This window comes from Kitasatospora sp. cg17-2 (assembly GCF_054031055.1).
In genome coordinates, this window is sequence record NZ_CM132923.1 from 7,336,073 (window position 1) to 7,352,145 (window position 16,073).

Below are 16,073 nucleotides of genomic sequence, written 5' to 3' on the forward strand. Positions count from 1 at the left end.
TCACGGCGTTCCCGTCGTCGGCGGCACCAGCGGCGGCACCCGCAGCGCGTCCGGCGGGGTCAGGCAGGCGGTGCTGACCATGAGCATGATGCCCTTGTCGGGCTTCTCCTCCACCGCGACCAGGTAGTGGTCGCCCGGCGGGCCGCCCGTGGACGCGGCCCGGAACGAGGCACCGGGGACGGTCCCCGCCGCCGGAGCGTTCGCGCCGGGTGAGGCCGTGGCCGTGGCCTCCTTGTAGTCGCTGATCAGCAGGCCCTCGCCCCGCAGGGTGTCCCGCAGCCGGCGCACGATCTCGACGCGCCCGTCGGCCGGGACGTCGAGGCTGGTGGCGGAGTTCAGCACGTACGGCTCCGTCGGCCCGGCGATGTCGGGGCCCTCGCACCGGTAGTAGCCGAGGGTCTGGCTCACCGGTCCGCCCTGGCCGACGGCGGCGTCCCGCAGGTGTTCGAGCAGTCGGGTGACCCGGTCCATCGCCTCGTCGCGGGACTTGACCGGCTGGGGTGCGCGCGTCGCGCCGTCCGTCCCCGGGGCGTCGCTCCGCGCGGCCGCACAGCCCGAGAGGGCCAGGCAACCCAGGGCGACGGCCCCGGCGGCGAGTTTGACGGCTGCCGTGCGTGCCGGTGTGCCGATCGATCGTGCGGCCACGGTGGACGCCCCCCGGGTGAAGTCGTGTACAGGTGCGGAAGGATGCTACGGCACGATCCGGAGCAGTCGACTCCGTTTGTCGGTGGCCGGGTGGCCGGGTGGCCGGGTGGCCGGGTGGCCGGGTGGTCGGGCCACCCGGCGGCCCGGTGGTCCCGTGGAGCTCATGGCTTCAGCCGGTAGTGGTAGCTGTGCGAGACCTCGAAGCCGACCCGCTCGTACAGCCGCCGCGCCGTCTCGTTCTCGGCCGTCACCTGGAGGTACAGCGTCTCCGCGCCCCGGGCCTGCGCCCAGCGGGCGCCGACGTGCAGGACCGCCCCGGCGACACCCTGCCGCCGGAACGCCGGGTCGGTGGCCATGCAGAAGACCCCGGCGCAGTCGGGCGCCGCCACCACGAGCCCGATGCCGACGAGCCGGCCGTCGCGCTCGACGCCGAGATGGGCCGCCGGTCCGGTGATGCGGCGGAAGAGCTGCTCGGCCTCCGCCCGTCCGCTGCCGGACGGTTCCAGCTCCGCGTACGCGTCGAGCCAGGCCCGGGTGGGGTGTTCGGCGAGGACGACGTCCAGCGGCGTCGCGGGCCGGGCGGCGTCGGCCACGGCGGCGGACGGTGCCGTGCAGACCAGCACCGCGCCGTCCTTCCGGTAGCCGCGCGCGTCGAGGTCGGCGTCCAGGACGGCGTGCTCCTCGGCGGGGGAGACCTGGACGGCGACCGGCAGGCCGTGTCCGGCGTAGTACTCCTCCACCCGTCCGATCCCGCTCAGCAGGCCGTCGCCCCGCCCGACCGGCAGTGCGGAGTTGGAGCGCCGGCGCGGGACCCCCGGGGTGTGCCGCAGCAGCCAGCCGTCCTCCTCCCGCACCTCCTCGGCGGGCCAGGCCCGGGCCGCGTGGCGTTCGATCAGCCGCGTGTCGATCAAGGTCTTCTCCTGTCCCCGTCCGGGCGCGTTGCCCGGTGCATGCGGCAGGATGCCCCGAAAGGATCTTTGAGGTCCACCATGTAATCCTTCACAGACCTGTAAGGACAGCTTGATGTTGGATCCGGCGCGGCTCCTCCTGCTGCGCGAACTCGCCGACCGGGGGACGATGACGGCCGCTGCCACCGCCCTCGGCCGCACCTCCTCCGCGGTGTCCCAGCAACTCGCCGTACTGGAGCGCGAGGCCGGGGTCCCGCTGCTGGAACGTGACGGCCGCCGGGTCCGGCTGACCCCCGAGGGCGTGCGCCTGGTCGCGCACGCCCGCATCGTGCTGGGCGCGCTGGAGACCGCCGAACGCGACCTGCGGGCCGCCGCCGACACCCCGCGCGGCCCGGTCGGCCTCGCCTGCTTCTCGACCTTCGCCGCCGTGCACGTGCTGCCCGCCCTGGTCACCGCCGCCGAGCGCTTCCCCGAGCTCCGGGTCTCGCTGAACGAACTCGAACCGCCCGAGGCCCTCGCCGCCCTCCGGGCCCGCCACTGCGACGTCGCCGTCCGCTACACCTACGACCTCGTCCCCGAACCCGCCGTGGCTGACGGAGAGTTCGCCGTCCACCCGCTCGCCGCCGACCCGGTCCTGCTCGCCCTGCCCGCCGGGCGCGATCCCCGCGACGCCGTCGACCTGCGCGACCTCGCCGACACCCCCTGGATCGTCGGCTCCCGCGAGGACGGCAGCGCCGCCCTGGTCCGCGCCGCCTGCGCGCAGGCCGGCTTCGCCCCCCGGATCGCCCACGCGGTGGACGACTACCACCTCGTGCTGCGCATGGTGGCCAACGGCCTCGGAGTCGCCCTGGTACCCCGGCTCGCGGCCGCAGCCCACGCCCCGGCCGCCGCCGACATCGCGCTGCGCCCGCCACTGGGCCCCGAACTCGTCCGCCGCATCCACGCCCTGACCCTCCCGGCGCCCTCGGCCCGCCCGGCCGTGGACGCCGTCCTGGCGCTGCTGCGCCCGCTCTGAGCCGGGGGATACCCCCAGCACGTGCGGGCCGGGTGGCCCGAGGGTCGGTCCACCGGCTGCCACCGTGGTCCGGTGGATCTTGGTCGACCAGGCTGGAGCACATCGGCACTTCCGAGCAAAGGGAACCAATCGTGTTCAGCGCCAAGCTCTCCCGCACCGCCGCCCGCACCACCGCCGTCGGCGCCCTCGCCGTCGCCGTCTGCGCCACCGTCATGGCCGGCAGCGCCGGAGCGATCGTCAACGGCGGCGACTCCACCGAGCGTTACCCGTTCATGGCGACGATCCCGGAGTCCGCCCCCACCCTCGGCCTGGTCGACGGCAACTGCGGCGCCTCGCTGATCGACCCCCAGTGGGTGCTGACGGCCGCGCACTGCATCGCCGTCGAGGGCATCGAACTGGAGGGCATCGTCCGGGTCGGCAGTGACCACCGGAAGACGGGCGGCACCGTCCGCAAGATCGACCGCACCTTCGTCCACCCCGGCTACGTCAACGGTGCGGGCACGATCGCCAACAAGGACGACCTCGCGCTCGTCCGTCTGGACCGCCCGGTCAGCCAGCGGCCGATCCGGATCGCCGAGGCCGGACGCCCCGGCACCGCCACCCGACTGCTCGGCTACGGCACCACCGTGGACGGCAAGTTCGCCTTCCCCGAGCGGCTCCAGGAGCTGAACACCCGCGTGGGCGCCGTGTCCGACTGCGCCCCCGGCTTCGCGGACGCGACCCGGCTGTGCACGCTCACCACCAAGGCCAAGGCCATGGCCTGCCACGGCGACTCCGGCGGCCCGCAGCTCCAGAAGGCCCGCAACGGGCGCTGGGAACTGATCGGCGTCACCTCCGGCCCGGGCGCCCCCGGCGTGCCCTGCTCGGAGGGCCCCGGCCTCTACACCAACGCGTCCGCCTACAAGGGCTGGATCCAGCAGACCCTGAGGGACAACCGCACTTCGACGCACAGCGCCGACGCCGTGCCGTCCGCAGGCTGACGACGGCGGGCCGACGACGGTACGGCCCTCCTCGTCGGTACCGGCCCCGGCTCTGCTCGTGGCCGGTACCGGTGCCGCCGTCGACCGGGCTCCTCGGCGCTGCTCCGGAGTCCGGTCGGATCCCGCCCCGGCCTCCGGCACCGCACCTGCGGCGCCGGAGGCCGCACGCGAACGGAGTAGACGGCCCGGTCGCGCGGCGGAGCAGGGGTTGCGGGCCCCGGGGGCCGGTCCGATGGTCGGTGGCATGACTCCTTCTTCTTCTTCCCGGCTCCGACCGGTGGCCCTGTCGTGGCCCCGCACGGTCGCCCTCGTCCTGTCCGTCACCGGCGGCCTGCTCACCGCCGTCCCCGCGTCGGCGGCACCGCAGCGCCCGTCCGTGCCGGACGCGCCCTCCGACGCCCGCCCGGTCGGCCGGCTCGCCGGCGAGCAGGTGTTCGCCACGCCCGGCGACTCGTCCTTCAGCATCCCCTCGGGCGTCACCGAGTTGGTCGTCCGGGTCTGGGGCGCCGGTGGTGGCGGCGCCGGTGGCGGCGGTGGGGGAGGAGGCGGCGGGGGTGGTGGCGGCGGCGAGGACGCGAACCTGTTCGCGGCCGGCGGCGGCGGTGGGGGAGGCGGTGCGAGCGGCAGCAGCGCCGGCGGAGGGGCCGGCGGAAACGCCGGGACCTTCGTCGAATGCCGCATCACGGGAACCAGTCTGACCAGCCTGAGCCAAGAGCCGTACCTGACCGTACGGGTGGGCCAGGGCGGTTCGGGGGGTCCCGGCGGGGCGAACGCCGGGGGCGGAGTCGGCGGCGCGGCGACGGAGAACGGCACCGCCGGTGGCCGCGGCGGCACCGGCGGTGTCGGCGGTCCGGGACAGCACGGCGGGGAGAGCGGCCTGTTCGGGGTGTACCGCGTTCTGGCCGCTGCGGTCGCGAGCGGGGGTCTGCCGGGCGAAGGCGGCCGGGGCGGGCCGGGCGGAGGCGGGGGCGGAGGCGGCACGACCGGAACCTCCGGGGGCAGCAGCGGGACGCCCGGAAAGGGGGGCGCCGGTGGAGCCCCCGCGCCGGGCGGCGCCGGAGGCCCCGCCGCAGAGGTCCCCGTGTTCGGCAACGACTTCTGCTCCGGCACGCAGTCGCTCACCCGCGGTGCCGAGGGCACCGGGGGAGCGGACGGTGCGGGTGGAGAGGCGGGAGGAGCGGGCAGCGACGGGGGCCAGGGCACCGGCGGGTTCGGCGGACGGGACGGACACCCCCGGTTCGGCGGCACCGGCGGCACCGGCGCCCCCACCACGTCGCCCTCGCCCGCCCTGCCCGCCGGGGTCGGCGCGGGCGGCTACGGCGGCCGGGGCGCCGCCAGCGGCCGGGGTGGAATCGGAGGCAACGGCGACAACACCGTGAGCGCGGACAACACCCCCGGCGAGGTCGGCCGGTCCGGACAGACCGGAAGCACCGGTGGCGTGGGCGGGGACGGCTACGTGATCATCAGCTGGCAGTAGCCACGCGCCGCGGCCGCCCCGCCGCGCGGACGGACCCGTACCGACCCGTACCGACCCGTACGGACCCGTACGGCGGGGCGGGCCGGGCCGTACAGGTCCGGGACGTCGGGCGGCGGCGCGCGCCGCCGCCCCGGGGCCGTGGTGGACGGGATCGCCACAGGTCACCTAGCGTGCGGCGCATGACTGAGCGACACACGATCCTGAGCGGTTCGACCTTCGAGGAGCAGATCGGCTACGCCCGCGCGGTCGTCGTCGGCGACCACGTCCACGTGTCCGGCACCACCGGCTACGACTACACGACGATGACGATCTCCGACGACGTGGTGGAACAGGCCGAGCAGTGCCTGCGCAACATCGGCGCGGCCCTCGACGAGGCGGGCTGCACCTTCGCGGACGTCGTCCGGGTGCGCTACCTGCTGCCCCGTCGCGAGGACTTCGAGCCGTGCTGGCCGGTGCTGCGCCGCTGCTTCGGGGACGTCCGCCCGGCGGCGACGATGCTGGTCGCCGGTCTGGCGGACGAGCGGATGCGGATCGAGATCGAGGTCGACGCCTACCGGGCCCGCGCGGCAGGGGAGTAGCGGCCCGGCGCGGAGTGGGAAGTCGGACGGGCCGACTTCCCACGCCGCGTCGACGGTCAGGAGCGGCGGCGCACCCGCAGCACGCTGGTGAGCAGGGGGAGGGTGAACTCGCCCTCGGCGGTGGCGGGGTGGCCCGCGAGGTGGGCGCGGGCGCGGGCCAGCAGCTCCGCGCGCTCCTGCTCGGGCATGACCAGCACGCCGGCCTTGGTGCCGAGGGTGGCGACCAGGGACTCGGCGGTCCGGCGGTGGCCGTGCGGGAACTCCGCCTGCTCGGGGGCGTGGAACGGGCTGTCCGCGCCGGTCCTGGGCAGGTGCAGCTCCGCCGTCTCGATCCGCCAGGCGGCGGGCAGGTCGCGCGGGCCGATCGCGGCCGGGCCGGTGACCTCCGCGAGCCCGGCGACCCAGTCGGTGCCGTCGTCGAAGACGTTCCACAGCCCCGCGAGCACCCCGCCGGGCGCGAGGACGCGGGCGATCTCCGGCCCGGCCGCGGCCATGTCGAACCAGTGCATCGCGTTGCCGGAGACGACGGCGTCCACCGACCCGTCCGGGAGCGGAATCGTTTCCGCACTGCCCTGGAACGCCCGGACCGAGGGTAGGCCGCGCCGCAGCTCCGCCAGCATCGCCGCGTCGGGCTCGACGGCGGTGATGTCCAGGCCGCCCAGCGCGAGCAGGGTGCCGGTGAGCTTCCCGGTCCCCGCCCCGAGGTCGAGGACTCGTCGCCCGGGTGCCCCCGCGAGCGCCCACCGCACGGCCTCGGGCGCGTAGTCCGGCCGGTGCTCGGCGTACGCGCCCGCCGCCGCGCCGAACGACGAGCGGTGGCGCTGTCGTTCGCCGTCCGTCTGTGCGTGGGTGAAAGTCATCGCGGCCCCCTGCGCCATGGATGGATGTATCGGTCCGATGTATCGAGTCGATACATCGGACCCGGACCCTCGGACCCTAGGCGCGGCCGCTCGTCGGCGCAAGATCCGCCGCTGCGGGTGGGCCTCGGTGATCGGCGGGCGTCGCGCGGCAGAGGCAAGCCACGACAGGGGCGCGCCTCTCAGCCGAGGGGATCCGCGAGGCCCCGGCCCTCGGCCAGCAGGGCGTCGACCGCGGCCAGCGCGGTGCCGAGGCGCTGCTCCCGGCTGCCGGTCAGCTCGATCCAGGGCACCGGCTGGGCGGCCAGCACCTCGCGGAAGCGTCCGTTCATCCAGGCCCGCAGGTGCTCGCCGTCGCGCAGGCCGTCGTCCTCGAACGCCACCCCGGTCTCCGAGGTGAGCAGGTACAGGGCCCGCGCGGGCATCGCCGCGGCCAGCTCCCGCACCTCGGGGGTGACCGCGCCGACGTACCGCTCCTGCCAGACGGTGGTGGCGAGCGCGTCGGTGTCGCAGACCAGCACCGGCCCGCCGGAGCGGGCCGCCCGGTCCTCCGCCTCGGTCTGCCGCCGGGCCACCAGGGCGAAGTCCGGGTCTCCCCACTCCAGGTCGAAGACGGTCGGCCCGGGCCCGTCGGCCGGGGCGAGCGCGCGGGCCACGGCGAGCTTGGCCACCGTCAGTTCCCGACCGTACTCGGGCACCCAGCCGGTCCGGGCGTGCGGCCCGCCGCGGGCCCGCAGCGCCTCGGCGAGGTCGCGGGAGAGTGTGGTCGTGCCGGTGGACTCGGCGCCCAGCACCACGACCCGGCGGGCGAGCCAGGCCCGGACCGGCGGTTCCAGATCGGCCCAGTGCGCGACCGGGTCGGCCCGCACCTTCGTCCCGGACACCGGGAAGGTGTCCCGGGCCCGGTCGAGCACCACCGGCGCCGCGTCGAACCGGCGGGCCAGTTCGACCCCGTACGGCTCGGAGCTGAACACCGCGTCCACCGGTCGCTCGCCGACCGCGTCCCGCATCAGGGCGACGTGCCCGGCCCAGATCTCCTCGCTGTGGTAGTCGACTTCCAGGTTGTCCACCGTGCCGACCACCCGCACCCGCGGCTCGGCGGCCCACGCCTCGCGGATCCACGCCACCCGCGCGGCCAGCGGTATCGACTCCACGTCGGCGGCCATCACCACCACGGTGACCCGCTCGCAGGCGTCCGCGGCGCTGCGGATCAGGAAGTGGTGGCCGGCGTGCGGCGGGTAGAACTTGCCGATCACCAGGCCGTGCCGGAAGCCGGTCACACCGCCACCGCCGCTCGGCCCAGGACGGTCCGCTCCCGCCGCCAGGCCCGCAGGCCGGCCAGGCACATCACGAGGAACAGCACGTACACCGCGCCGGTCAGGTACAGGTCCTTGGCGAGGTACAGCGGGACGTAGACCAGGTCGGCGGCGATCCAGAACCACCAGGTCTCGATCCGCTTGGTGTTCAGCAGCCACTGCGCGGCCAGCGAGAGCGCGGTGGTGAGCGCGTCCCAGAACGGCGCGCTGTCACCGGCGCGGGCCAGCACCAGGGTCAGGGCCGCGGTCACCGGGACCAGCAGAGCCGCCGTCAGCGCGACGGTGCGCGGCCCGGCGGAGCGGATCTCCCGCCGGCCGCGGCGCTCGCCACCGCGCAGCCACTGCCACCAGCCGTGTGCGCCGAGTGCCAGGAAGACGATCTGCAGCGCGGCGTCGGCGTACAGCCTGGCACCGGCGAAGAGCACCAGGAAGAACACGTTGTTGGCGATGCCCACCGGGAAGTTCCAGACACTGGCCCGGACGGTCAGGGCGACGCAGGCCGCGCCGGTGGCGAAGCCCAGTATTTCGGTCCAGTCGAGCGACATGCCGCCCCTCCTTGATTAATGTCAGAGTGACGATAAGGGAAGCGCGGGATCTTGCCAAGTGCCGGGACGGCGCCGCCGCGCCGGGCCGGGCTCCTCCGGGCACTTGGCAAAGTCGCACTTTGCAAAGTGCTGCGGTGCCCTCCTCGCTGCACTTCGCAAAGTGCGGCGAGGAGGGCACGGGTGAGGCGGGGGCCGCCCGCCTACGGTGATCGGGGGAGCGTGCGGGGCGTGCGTTCGGCGGAGCTTCGGGGCGGTGGGGGCGGTGGGCATTGCCCGGGGCGGGTGCGGCCCGGTAGACGGGAGGCTCCGAGTGCCGAACCCCACTGAAGCCCGGGAGAGTTGATGAAGATCATGCGATTGTTCACCCTGCCCGCCGTCGCCCTGGCGCTGGCCCTGAGTGCCGCCCCCGCCGCGACGGCCGCGCCCGCTGCCGCCGCGACCACGACCACGACCACGACCGTGCACATCGTCGCCGCGAACGGCGGCACCACCGTGCACGCCGGTGTGGGCGACACCGTGCAGGTGGACCTCACCGCCATGCGCGACTACACGGTCACCTGGTACTGGTACGCGCCCGTCGCCACCACGGCCGCCGTGCTGACACGGACGGCGGGCACCGCCGACCCGAACGGCGACTCCCACGCCACCTTCACCGCCTCGACCGCCGGCACCAGCGACGTCACCGCGATCGGCCGCTGCGTGCCGGACCCGCGCACGATCTGCCCGCCGTTCACCGTCCTCTGGAAGGTCACGGTGGTCGTCTCCTGACCCGACGGCCCGCACGGCGGATGCCCTCGGTTCCTCCCGGGCGGGAGGGGCCGAGGGCGCTTGTCATCGGGGGGTCGGCGGGCTGGACGTGGTGCTTGCGGGGGAGGGGTGCGGCTCGTGGTGGTGCTTGAGGACGGGGTAGATCCAGGCCACCAGGGCGAGCAGCAGGGTGATCGGCAGGACGGTGCAGACCGCGACGGTCGCGGTGGTCACGGCGTCGGGGGAGTGGCGCTCAGGCGGTGTCATCGGCCTCGAACTTGTCCTCGGGCAGGTCGATTTCGGCCCAGACCGTCTTCGCGTTGGGCTCCCGGGGGAGGGTGCCCCAGCGGTCGGCGAGCGCGTCGACGAGCGTGAGCCCGCGCCCCGACTGCGCCTCGGTGGAACACACCCTCGGGTCCGGCAGCACGGGCCGCTTGTCGCCCCGGCAGTCGGACACCTCGATGCGGAGCACGGTGGTGCGCGACCGGCGCACGGAGGTGAGCGAGAGGCTCAGCTCGAACCCGCGCCCCGGTGTGCGCCCGTGGATCGAGGCGTTCGCGGCCAGCTCGGCCACGATCAGCAGCGCGGAGTGAAAGGCGTCCGGGCAAAGGGAGTTGAGCTCCCAGGAGGTCAGTCGCTGTCTGGCCATTCGACGGCCGATGGCGGCCCCTTTGGGGGTGGCGGAGAGGAGCGCGGTGTGGGCGCGCGGAGCCGGGTCGTCGAGGGGGATTTCGGACTTCATGGGGAAAAGCCTGCCCCCCCGGCCTTACGCTGACGATGCATCGGGTGAGCACGGTAAGTGCCTGTATGCGTGCGGAACGTGTTGTGTGACGGCCCGTCGGCCGTGACCGGGAAATGGGGAGGTCGTTATGGCTGAAGTTCGGGGCGGCGGCGACAGCGGCGATGTGCGGCCCGAGTTGGAGGAGGACCTCTCGGAGGTCTCCGACTTCCTGAAGGCGATCGGGAAGCAGATCAAACTGCTGCGCGAGCGGGCCGGGTTGACGCAGAAGGAGTTCGCCAAGCAGGTCGGCTACACCGAGAGCCTGATCGGCGCGGTGGAGCAGGGGAAGCGCACGCCGCAGCGGGAGTTGCTGGAGGCGTCGGAGCGGATTCTCGACGCCGGCGGGCTGCTGATCGTCACGTCGGACGACATCGAGAGTGCCAAGGCCAAGGCGAGGGTGCGGCATCCGGAGTGGTTCAGGGGATACGCGGGTTTGGAGGCTGAGGCGGAGGAGCTCAACAACTGGAGCATGTACGGCATGCCGGGACTGCTCCAGACCGAGGAACACGCGCGTGCTGGTTACGCGATGCGTCAGCCGCTCCTGACTGAGGAGACGATCGAGAGCCGCGTAGCAGCTCGTATGGCGCGACAGGAGGTTCTCACGAAGTGGCCCCGGGCCATGTTCAGCTGGGTGATCTGCGAGAGCGTGCTCAGGAGGCCGTTGGGCGGCTGGGGCGTTCACGTGGCGCAGTTGCGTCATCTGCTGGAGGTCGGGAATACCAGGGGAATGGTGGTCCAGGTCATGCCGCTCGATCGCACCGACCACGCTGGTATGGGTGGACCGTTCATTTTGATCACCCCGAAGGGCCGTTCGCAGATGGGCTACATCGAGGTGCAGACGAGCAGTAGGCTGATCACGGATCAGAGTGAAGTCCGGATCCTGAACGCGCGGTACGGCACGCTCAGGTCGCAGGCGCACACTCCGCCGGAGTCCATGTCGTTGATCGAGAAGATTCTGGGAGAACGATGAGCAGCGAACTGGTGTGGTTCAAGAGCAGCTACAGCAGCAACGAGGGCGGCGAGTGCGTCGAGGTCGCCGAGGCGACGTCTGCCGTGCTGGTGCGTGACTCCAAGGACAAGTCCGGTCCCCGCCTCACCTTCTCGCCGGCCGCCTGGGAGGCGTTCGTCGAGTTCGCGCAGTCGGTCTGACGACCAGTCTCCCCGCTCGGCGCCCCGCGACCGTCCACCGACCGGTGGACGGTCGCTTTCTGTGTGGGCGCCACTGGCCCGCTGTGTGGGCTGTACCCGTGGCCCTCAACGCAGTTGCTCCGTATCCTGGGCGCGCGCCACCGACACCCTCACTTCAGGGAGTAGCGATGAGCAGCGAACTGGTCTGGTTCAAGAGCAGCCACAGCAGCAACGAGGGCGGAGCCTGCGTCGAGATCGCCTGGCGCAAGAGCACCCACAGCGGCGCCGAAGGCGGCGAATGCGTCGAGGTCGGCTGGCGCAAGAGCACCCACAGCGGCGACGAGGGCGGCAACTGCGTCGAGGTCGCCGAGACGACCGCCGCCGTCCTCGTCCGTGACTCCAAGGACAAGTCCGGCCCCCACCTCACCTTCACTCCGGCCGCCTGGGAAGCCTTCGTCGCCTACGCCCGCTCCGCCTGAGCCCGTGTTCGGGCCCGGCCCGGCCTGCTTGGACGGTCGGGCGAACAACTTCGACGAGTAGCTGGAGAACCGGGGGTCCGGCCCCGAAGGCCGTCCCGCCTCCAGTGGCCTGCCGACTTCTCCGTGTGGCGCGCCCAGGACGCCCGTGGCCCCGGCCTGCCCTACTGCCGCTGGTCCGGCCAGATGTGGAAGTCCCGGCCCTGCTGGATCGACACGGTGCCGTGGAAGGTGCCGCCGCTGATCTCGTTCCGCACCGAGCCCTCGCCGGTGCGGAACGACCGCGCCTGCTCCTGCCAGCGCACCAGCTCGACCCCGAACTCGGGCTCCAGCGCCGCTCGCACCGCCAGCGCCGTACTCAACGCGTGAGCGCACGCCACGTCCCCGGGTGCGCGCTCCAGGGCCACCAACTCCGCCTCGCCCGAGCCGACCCCGGTCGGCCGCCGCACCAGCGCACCGAGCGCCTCCCAGGCCCGCCGCCCGCCGTCCCCGCCGGTCCCCCCGGCCAGGTCGGCCAGCAGTCCCACTGCTACCGGATCCATCCGAGAACCCCCATTTGTCCTGACTGACGAATCGTCAAAGTGCCTCTACGGTAGGTCCACATGGGGGACAGAGGCGATCAGGATCCGAACATCTACAACCACATCTCGGGCGGGCACTTCGAGCGCCCGGTGTACCAGTTCCGGGATGTCCACGGGAATGTCAACTTCACCTGGGCGGCTCCACCGCAGAGCCCCGATGAGATCGCCTACCGCCGGCAGTTCATCGAGGAGACCCGGCGGCAGTGGGCCCGCCAGGAGCGCGAGCGGGTGGCCGGTCGCACCCGCCGGGGCTGCGGGTGCATCGGCTCCCTCGCGGTGATCGTGGGGCTCGTCGTCTTCTACAGCGTCTCGCGCGACGGGATCAGCACCTTCTTCCTGTCCCTCCTCGCGATCCCCTTCATCCGCGGCCTGCTCGGCGGTTCCAGGAGGTAGCGGGGCCGGATTGGGTCGGCTTTCCGAGAGCTCCGGCGCGCCGCGTTCCGGCTGGAGGAGCCGGACCCTCCACGGCGATGCGGAAGGGCGTTCGGCGACCGCGGCGGGCCCTTGCGGGAACCGGCTGGCCGTACCGTCGGTCGGTTTGGTGTGGTTCCGTTCGCATCGACCGATTTGGTGCGTGCACGGCTGAAATTGTGTCCGGTTTCCATGTCGCCCGCGACCCGTCGCACACGATTCTATTTCGTCTGCAAACAAGATGGCCCGACAGACGAACGGAGTACTCATCATGCGATTCCGCACGTTGACCGCCGCTGCGATCACGGCGCTCACGGTCCTCGGGACGGTTCCGGCCGCGCAGGCGGTCGCCCCGGCCGCCCCCGAGGCGGGTTTCAAGATAACGGTCGGGAAGCAGACCCCGGAGATGGAGCAGGCCGTCAACGCGGCGCGTGCCGAGGCGACGGCATCCGGTGACGCGGTGGCAGCGGGGCCCCGCCTGTGCTTCCGGGCTCACTCGAAGAACGCCGGGTGGACCCCCATCGTGTGCAGTGACCAGACGGGCCACGCCGGGACGGAGGGCCACGGCGACCCGATCGACAGGGTCGTCCTCTGGCCGAGCGGCGGCCTGGAATTTTACACCCAGGTGCACATCTCGAACATCCCCGAGAGCAGCCCTGAGCGCCAGGTGCCTTCGGGTGGCTATGTCGAAATCGACGCCGGCGACGAGACGGTCGAGGCGCTCCACCTGCGGAGCACCAACGCGCTCATCAAGGCCTCCGCCCACGTGAAGGACGTGGGCTGGAAGGGCGGGACCCAGTGGTTGCACGACCAGTGGATCGGCAGCATCGGCGAGGGTCGCTGGATGGAGGCGTTCTGGATCGACATCTGATCCGGCTCCACCGCGCCTGACCACCGCCGGGGCCGGCGTCGCATCGGCGCCGACCCTGGCGGTTCGCATGTCGCAGGCCGTGCGGGCCGGGGGCCCGAGCGGCCGCCGCGACGGCAATCAACCGGCCAGGGGCCCTCCAGTACCAACTCGGCGAACCTGTGCGGTCACAGCACCAGCGCGGCTGAGAGGTGCCCTCCACGTGCACTTGGCCTGCCTCCGGGAGCACCTCCGCGCTGACCGGCCCTCGAAGGGGGCCGACGACCCTGCGGGCGGGAGCATGGGGCCACATATCCGTCAAAAGATATGCATGTCGAGGGATTGATGCCCTCTTCCCCATTCATGGACGACTGGCGGAAAACGTGGCTGGTTTTTATACGGCGCAATCATTTTGAGTGCCATTGAATGATGTTCGCGAAGCAAGTCGACCGAGTGATCGAAAAGGGAAAAACAGTCATGCGATTTCGTGCACTGACCGCCGTCTCGGGGCTCACCGCGCTCGCGCTCCTCGGCGTGATGCCGGTGGCGCAGGCCGCCGAACCGTCCGCTCCTGCGGCGAACGAGGTGACCACGGTCGGGAAGCTGAGCCCGGAGGAGTTCCAGAAGATGCGCGCGGCGCGGGCCGACGTGAACACGCAGGGAGTCACGGACGGCGCCACGATCCAGGGGCGCGTCGTGTGCTACCAGGCGCACGTGCGGAACGCCAATGTGTGGACCAGCTTGATCTGTACCGACCAGTCGAGCTTCACCGGATCCGTGGGGCAGGGCGACCCGATCGACGCTGTCTACTTCGCCGTCGGCACGACCGGCGGGATGGACTTCAACGTGCAGCTGCACTGGGCGAACGACGGCAGGGGCGCGGAGGTCCACGTCGGTCCGGGTGGTTGGGTCCAGATGTCGAACGGCAACGGCAATGTCCTTGAGGCGATCCACCTGCGGAGCACCAACGAGAGCATGAAGGCCGGCGCCCATGTGAAGAACTTCGGCTGGAAGACTACGGACCAGTGGTCGTACGACCAGTGGATCGGCAGCATCGACGAGAACCGCTGGATGGAGGCGTTCTGGATCCACATCTGATCCGGCCCACGCCGGCGCTCGGCCGATGAGGCCGCGTACGGGCGCGGATGAGCATCACCGGGGCCGGCGTCGCACGCGACGCCGGCCCCGACGGCTCGCGCCCGCGCCGCGTGGCCGCGGGTTCGGTGCGCCGAGGACGAATCGATCGGCGGGACCACCTGGTGGTCGCCCGTCTCGCTCGGCACGGAGCGCGCGGTGGACCCCACCCGTGCATGCCCGGCCCGAACTGGTCCGGGCTCCGGTAACGAGGCGATCGGCGAAGTCCTACGCCGGCACCGGTTCGGCGGCCGTCCCGGCCTCCTGGCGGGCCGCCGCGACGATCCCCGCCAGCGCGACCCGGCTCGCCCCGAGCGCCAGCATCTGCGTGTCGATCAGGTCGAGCCGCTGCTCCAGCACCTCCAGCATGCAGGCGGCCACCGCGCCGTCGCCGTTCACGCAGGGCAGCACGTCCCGGATGGCGCTGGTGGAGAGCCCGGCCCCCAGCAGGGCCCGGATGTTGCGGACGACCGTCGGCGCGTCCTCGTCGTACCGCCGCTGGCCGCCTGCGGGCCGCCGGGGCTCCAGCAGGCCCTGCTCCTCGTAGTACCGCAGCAGGCGGACACTGACCCCGGTCCGCGCCGCCAGCTCGCCGATCCGCATGTGACGCCCCTCACATCTCGTCGTGCTCCCTTGAACCTCACACGGATGAGAGATCCTAGCGTGATCCCCATGACCAACACCGAGATCAGCATCCGTCCTGTCCGTCAGACCTTCTCCATCGGTGGTGACCTGACGCTCCACCGGATCGGCTACGGCACCATGCGCCTCGCCGACACCCCGGACATCGAGCCCGGCGACGCGGTCATCTGGCGTGCCCCGACCCCGCGCTCCGCCGCCCTCGACGTGCTGCGCGCCGCCGTCGAGCACGGCGTCCAACTGGTCGACACCGCCGACTCCTACGCCCTCGGCGGCGGCGAGGAACTGGTCGCCGAGGCGCTGCACCCGTACGCCCCGGGCGTCGTGGTCGCCACCAAGGTGGGCGTGACCCGCCCGAGCCCCTCCGAGTGGATCCCGGTCGGCCACCCCGCGTACCTGCGCCAGCAGGCCGAGCTGAGCCTGCGTCGGCTCCGCGTGGAGCGGATCGACCTGCTCCAGCTCCACCGGATCGACCCCGGGGTGCCGCTGGCCGACCAGATCGGCGCGCTCAAGCAGCTCCAGGACGAGGGCAAGGTCCGGCACATCGGCCTCTCCGAGGTCACCGTCGACGAGCTGAGGCAGGCGCTGGAGATCGCCCCGATCGCCTCCGTGCAGAACTGGTACAACCTGGCCGCCCGGCAGCACGAACCGGTGGTCGACTTCACCGCCGAGCACGGCATCGCGTTCCTGCCGTTCTTCCCGATCGCCGTCGGCGGCCACGCGGGCGGGGGCGGCCCGGTCTCCGAGGTCGCCCGGGAGGTCGGCGCCACCCCGGCGCAGACCGCGCTCGCCTGGCTGCTGCACCGCTCGCCCAACATCGTGCCGATCCCGGGCACCACGTCGGCGAAGCACCTGGTGGAGAACCTGGGTGCGGCGGCCGTCGAGCTGAGCGACGAGCAGTACGCGCGCCTGGACGGAATCGCGGCCGCCGAGGTCGCCGCCGGGGTCGAGGGTGCGTGACCGGTGTCCTGCCCGGAGTGGGAAGTCGGCCGCTCCGACTTCCCACTC

Annotated in this window: 21 protein-coding genes; 12 read left to right on the top strand and 9 right to left on the bottom strand. The window is 72.7% G+C overall.

The window, feature by feature from the left end; all coding sequences use genetic code 11:
• Positions 1-645 (bottom strand): hypothetical protein, encoded by a 645-nt coding sequence (locus ACW14Y_RS30805; RefSeq protein WP_456984137.1) that lies wholly within the window; start codon positions 643-645, stop codon positions 1-3.
• 161 nt (positions 646-806) lie between these two features.
• Positions 807-1,556: a GNAT family N-acetyltransferase gene (locus tag ACW14Y_RS30810; RefSeq protein ID WP_456984139.1), complete on the bottom strand. Its 750-nt coding sequence runs from the start codon at positions 1,554-1,556 to the stop codon at positions 807-809.
• Between the two features lie 112 nt (positions 1,557-1,668).
• Between ACW14Y_RS30810 and ACW14Y_RS30815 the strand changes: the two genes are divergently transcribed.
• From ACW14Y_RS30815 to ACW14Y_RS30830, 4 genes are all read left to right on the top strand, one after another.
• Positions 1,669-2,568, top strand: a complete 900-nt coding sequence (locus tag ACW14Y_RS30815) for a LysR family transcriptional regulator (RefSeq protein WP_456984141.1) — start codon at positions 1,669-1,671, stop codon at positions 2,566-2,568.
• A gap of 131 nt (positions 2,569-2,699) precedes the next feature.
• On the top strand, positions 2,700-3,548 hold the full coding sequence (locus ACW14Y_RS30820; protein WP_456984143.1) for a S1 family peptidase: 849 nt from the start codon (positions 2,700-2,702) through the stop codon (positions 3,546-3,548).
• Between the two features lie 244 nt (positions 3,549-3,792).
• Positions 3,793-5,025, top strand: a complete 1,233-nt coding sequence (locus ACW14Y_RS30825; RefSeq protein WP_456984145.1) for a hypothetical protein — start codon at positions 3,793-3,795, stop codon at positions 5,023-5,025.
• Between the two features lie 179 nt (positions 5,026-5,204).
• Positions 5,205-5,603: a RidA family protein gene (locus ACW14Y_RS30830; protein ID WP_456984146.1), complete on the top strand. Its 399-nt coding sequence runs from the start codon at positions 5,205-5,207 to the stop codon at positions 5,601-5,603.
• A 56-nt stretch (positions 5,604-5,659) separates the two neighbouring features.
• On the opposite strand, the gene ACW14Y_RS30835 is transcribed toward ACW14Y_RS30830, so the two are convergent.
• The 3 genes from ACW14Y_RS30835 to pnuC all read right to left on the bottom strand — a co-directional run bounded on the left by ACW14Y_RS30835 (position 5,660) and on the right by pnuC (position 8,321).
• Complete coding sequence (locus ACW14Y_RS30835; RefSeq protein WP_456984148.1) at positions 5,660-6,463, bottom strand: class I SAM-dependent methyltransferase; 804 nt, start codon at positions 6,461-6,463, stop codon at positions 5,660-5,662.
• A gap of 179 nt (positions 6,464-6,642) precedes the next feature.
• Positions 6,643-7,740 (bottom strand): AAA family ATPase, encoded by a 1,098-nt coding sequence (locus ACW14Y_RS30840; RefSeq protein ID WP_456984150.1) that lies wholly within the window; start codon positions 7,738-7,740, stop codon positions 6,643-6,645.
• On the bottom strand, positions 7,737-8,321 hold the full coding sequence (pnuC, locus tag ACW14Y_RS30845; protein WP_380312658.1) for a nicotinamide riboside transporter PnuC: 585 nt from the start codon (positions 8,319-8,321) through the stop codon (positions 7,737-7,739). Before pnuC ends, ACW14Y_RS30840 begins: the two co-directional genes overlap by 4 nt.
• Before the next feature lie 342 nt (positions 8,322-8,663).
• Here pnuC and ACW14Y_RS30850 point away from each other — a divergent pair, with 342 nt between their 5' ends.
• Positions 8,664-9,089 (top strand): hypothetical protein, encoded by a 426-nt coding sequence (locus tag ACW14Y_RS30850; RefSeq protein ID WP_380312656.1) that lies wholly within the window; start codon positions 8,664-8,666, stop codon positions 9,087-9,089.
• Between the two features lie 63 nt (positions 9,090-9,152).
• Here the strand turns inward: ACW14Y_RS30850 and ACW14Y_RS30855 are convergent, their stop codons facing one another.
• Positions 9,153-9,335, bottom strand: a complete 183-nt coding sequence (locus tag ACW14Y_RS30855; protein WP_380391155.1) for a hypothetical protein — start codon at positions 9,333-9,335, stop codon at positions 9,153-9,155.
• Positions 9,322-9,810 carry an ATP-binding protein gene (locus tag ACW14Y_RS30860; protein ID WP_456984153.1) on the bottom strand — a complete coding sequence of 163 codons (489 nt, stop codon included), beginning with the start codon at positions 9,808-9,810 and terminating at the stop codon, positions 9,322-9,324. Before ACW14Y_RS30860 ends, ACW14Y_RS30855 begins: the two co-directional genes overlap by 14 nt.
• A gap of 127 nt (positions 9,811-9,937) precedes the next feature.
• Between ACW14Y_RS30860 and ACW14Y_RS30865 the strand changes: the two genes are divergently transcribed.
• The 3 genes from ACW14Y_RS30865 (at position 9,938) to ACW14Y_RS30875 (ending at position 11,456) form a co-directional block, all read left to right on the top strand.
• Positions 9,938-10,819, top strand: coding sequence for a helix-turn-helix domain-containing protein (locus tag ACW14Y_RS30865; protein WP_456984155.1), 882 nt, complete (start codon positions 9,938-9,940; stop codon positions 10,817-10,819).
• The gene (locus ACW14Y_RS30870; RefSeq protein WP_380391163.1) at positions 10,816-10,998 is read left to right on the top strand and encodes a DUF397 domain-containing protein; all 183 of its coding nucleotides are present in this window, start codon (positions 10,816-10,818) and stop codon (positions 10,996-10,998) included. Before ACW14Y_RS30865 ends, ACW14Y_RS30870 begins: the two co-directional genes overlap by 4 nt.
• A gap of 167 nt (positions 10,999-11,165) precedes the next feature.
• The gene (locus ACW14Y_RS30875) at positions 11,166-11,456 is read left to right on the top strand and encodes a DUF397 domain-containing protein (RefSeq protein WP_456984157.1); all 291 of its coding nucleotides are present in this window, start codon (positions 11,166-11,168) and stop codon (positions 11,454-11,456) included.
• Between the two features lie 161 nt (positions 11,457-11,617).
• Here ACW14Y_RS30875 and ACW14Y_RS30880 read toward each other — a convergent pair whose 3' ends face one another.
• Complete coding sequence (locus ACW14Y_RS30880; RefSeq protein ID WP_380312707.1) at positions 11,618-11,995, bottom strand: hypothetical protein; 378 nt, start codon at positions 11,993-11,995, stop codon at positions 11,618-11,620.
• A gap of 60 nt (positions 11,996-12,055) precedes the next feature.
• Here ACW14Y_RS30880 and ACW14Y_RS30885 point away from each other — a divergent pair, with 60 nt between their 5' ends.
• From ACW14Y_RS30885 to ACW14Y_RS30895, 3 genes are all read left to right on the top strand, one after another.
• Positions 12,056-12,427 (top strand): hypothetical protein, encoded by a 372-nt coding sequence (locus ACW14Y_RS30885; RefSeq protein WP_380312710.1) that lies wholly within the window; start codon positions 12,056-12,058, stop codon positions 12,425-12,427.
• A gap of 289 nt (positions 12,428-12,716) precedes the next feature.
• Positions 12,717-13,316 (top strand): hypothetical protein, encoded by a 600-nt coding sequence (locus ACW14Y_RS30890; RefSeq protein ID WP_380312713.1) that lies wholly within the window; start codon positions 12,717-12,719, stop codon positions 13,314-13,316.
• 402 nt (positions 13,317-13,718) lie between these two features.
• Positions 13,719-14,390, top strand: coding sequence for a hypothetical protein (locus ACW14Y_RS30895; RefSeq protein ID WP_456984160.1), 672 nt, complete (start codon positions 13,719-13,721; stop codon positions 14,388-14,390).
• Positions 14,391-14,654: 264 nt separating this feature from the next.
• Here the strand turns inward: ACW14Y_RS30895 and ACW14Y_RS30900 are convergent, their stop codons facing one another.
• Complete coding sequence (locus ACW14Y_RS30900) at positions 14,655-15,029, bottom strand: MerR family transcriptional regulator (RefSeq protein WP_328954261.1); 375 nt, start codon at positions 15,027-15,029, stop codon at positions 14,655-14,657.
• A 69-nt stretch (positions 15,030-15,098) separates the two neighbouring features.
• Between ACW14Y_RS30900 and ACW14Y_RS30905 the strand changes: the two genes are divergently transcribed.
• On the top strand, positions 15,099-16,025 hold the full coding sequence (locus ACW14Y_RS30905) for an aldo/keto reductase (RefSeq protein WP_456984162.1): 927 nt from the start codon (positions 15,099-15,101) through the stop codon (positions 16,023-16,025).
• Positions 16,026-16,073 lie beyond the last annotated feature (48 nt).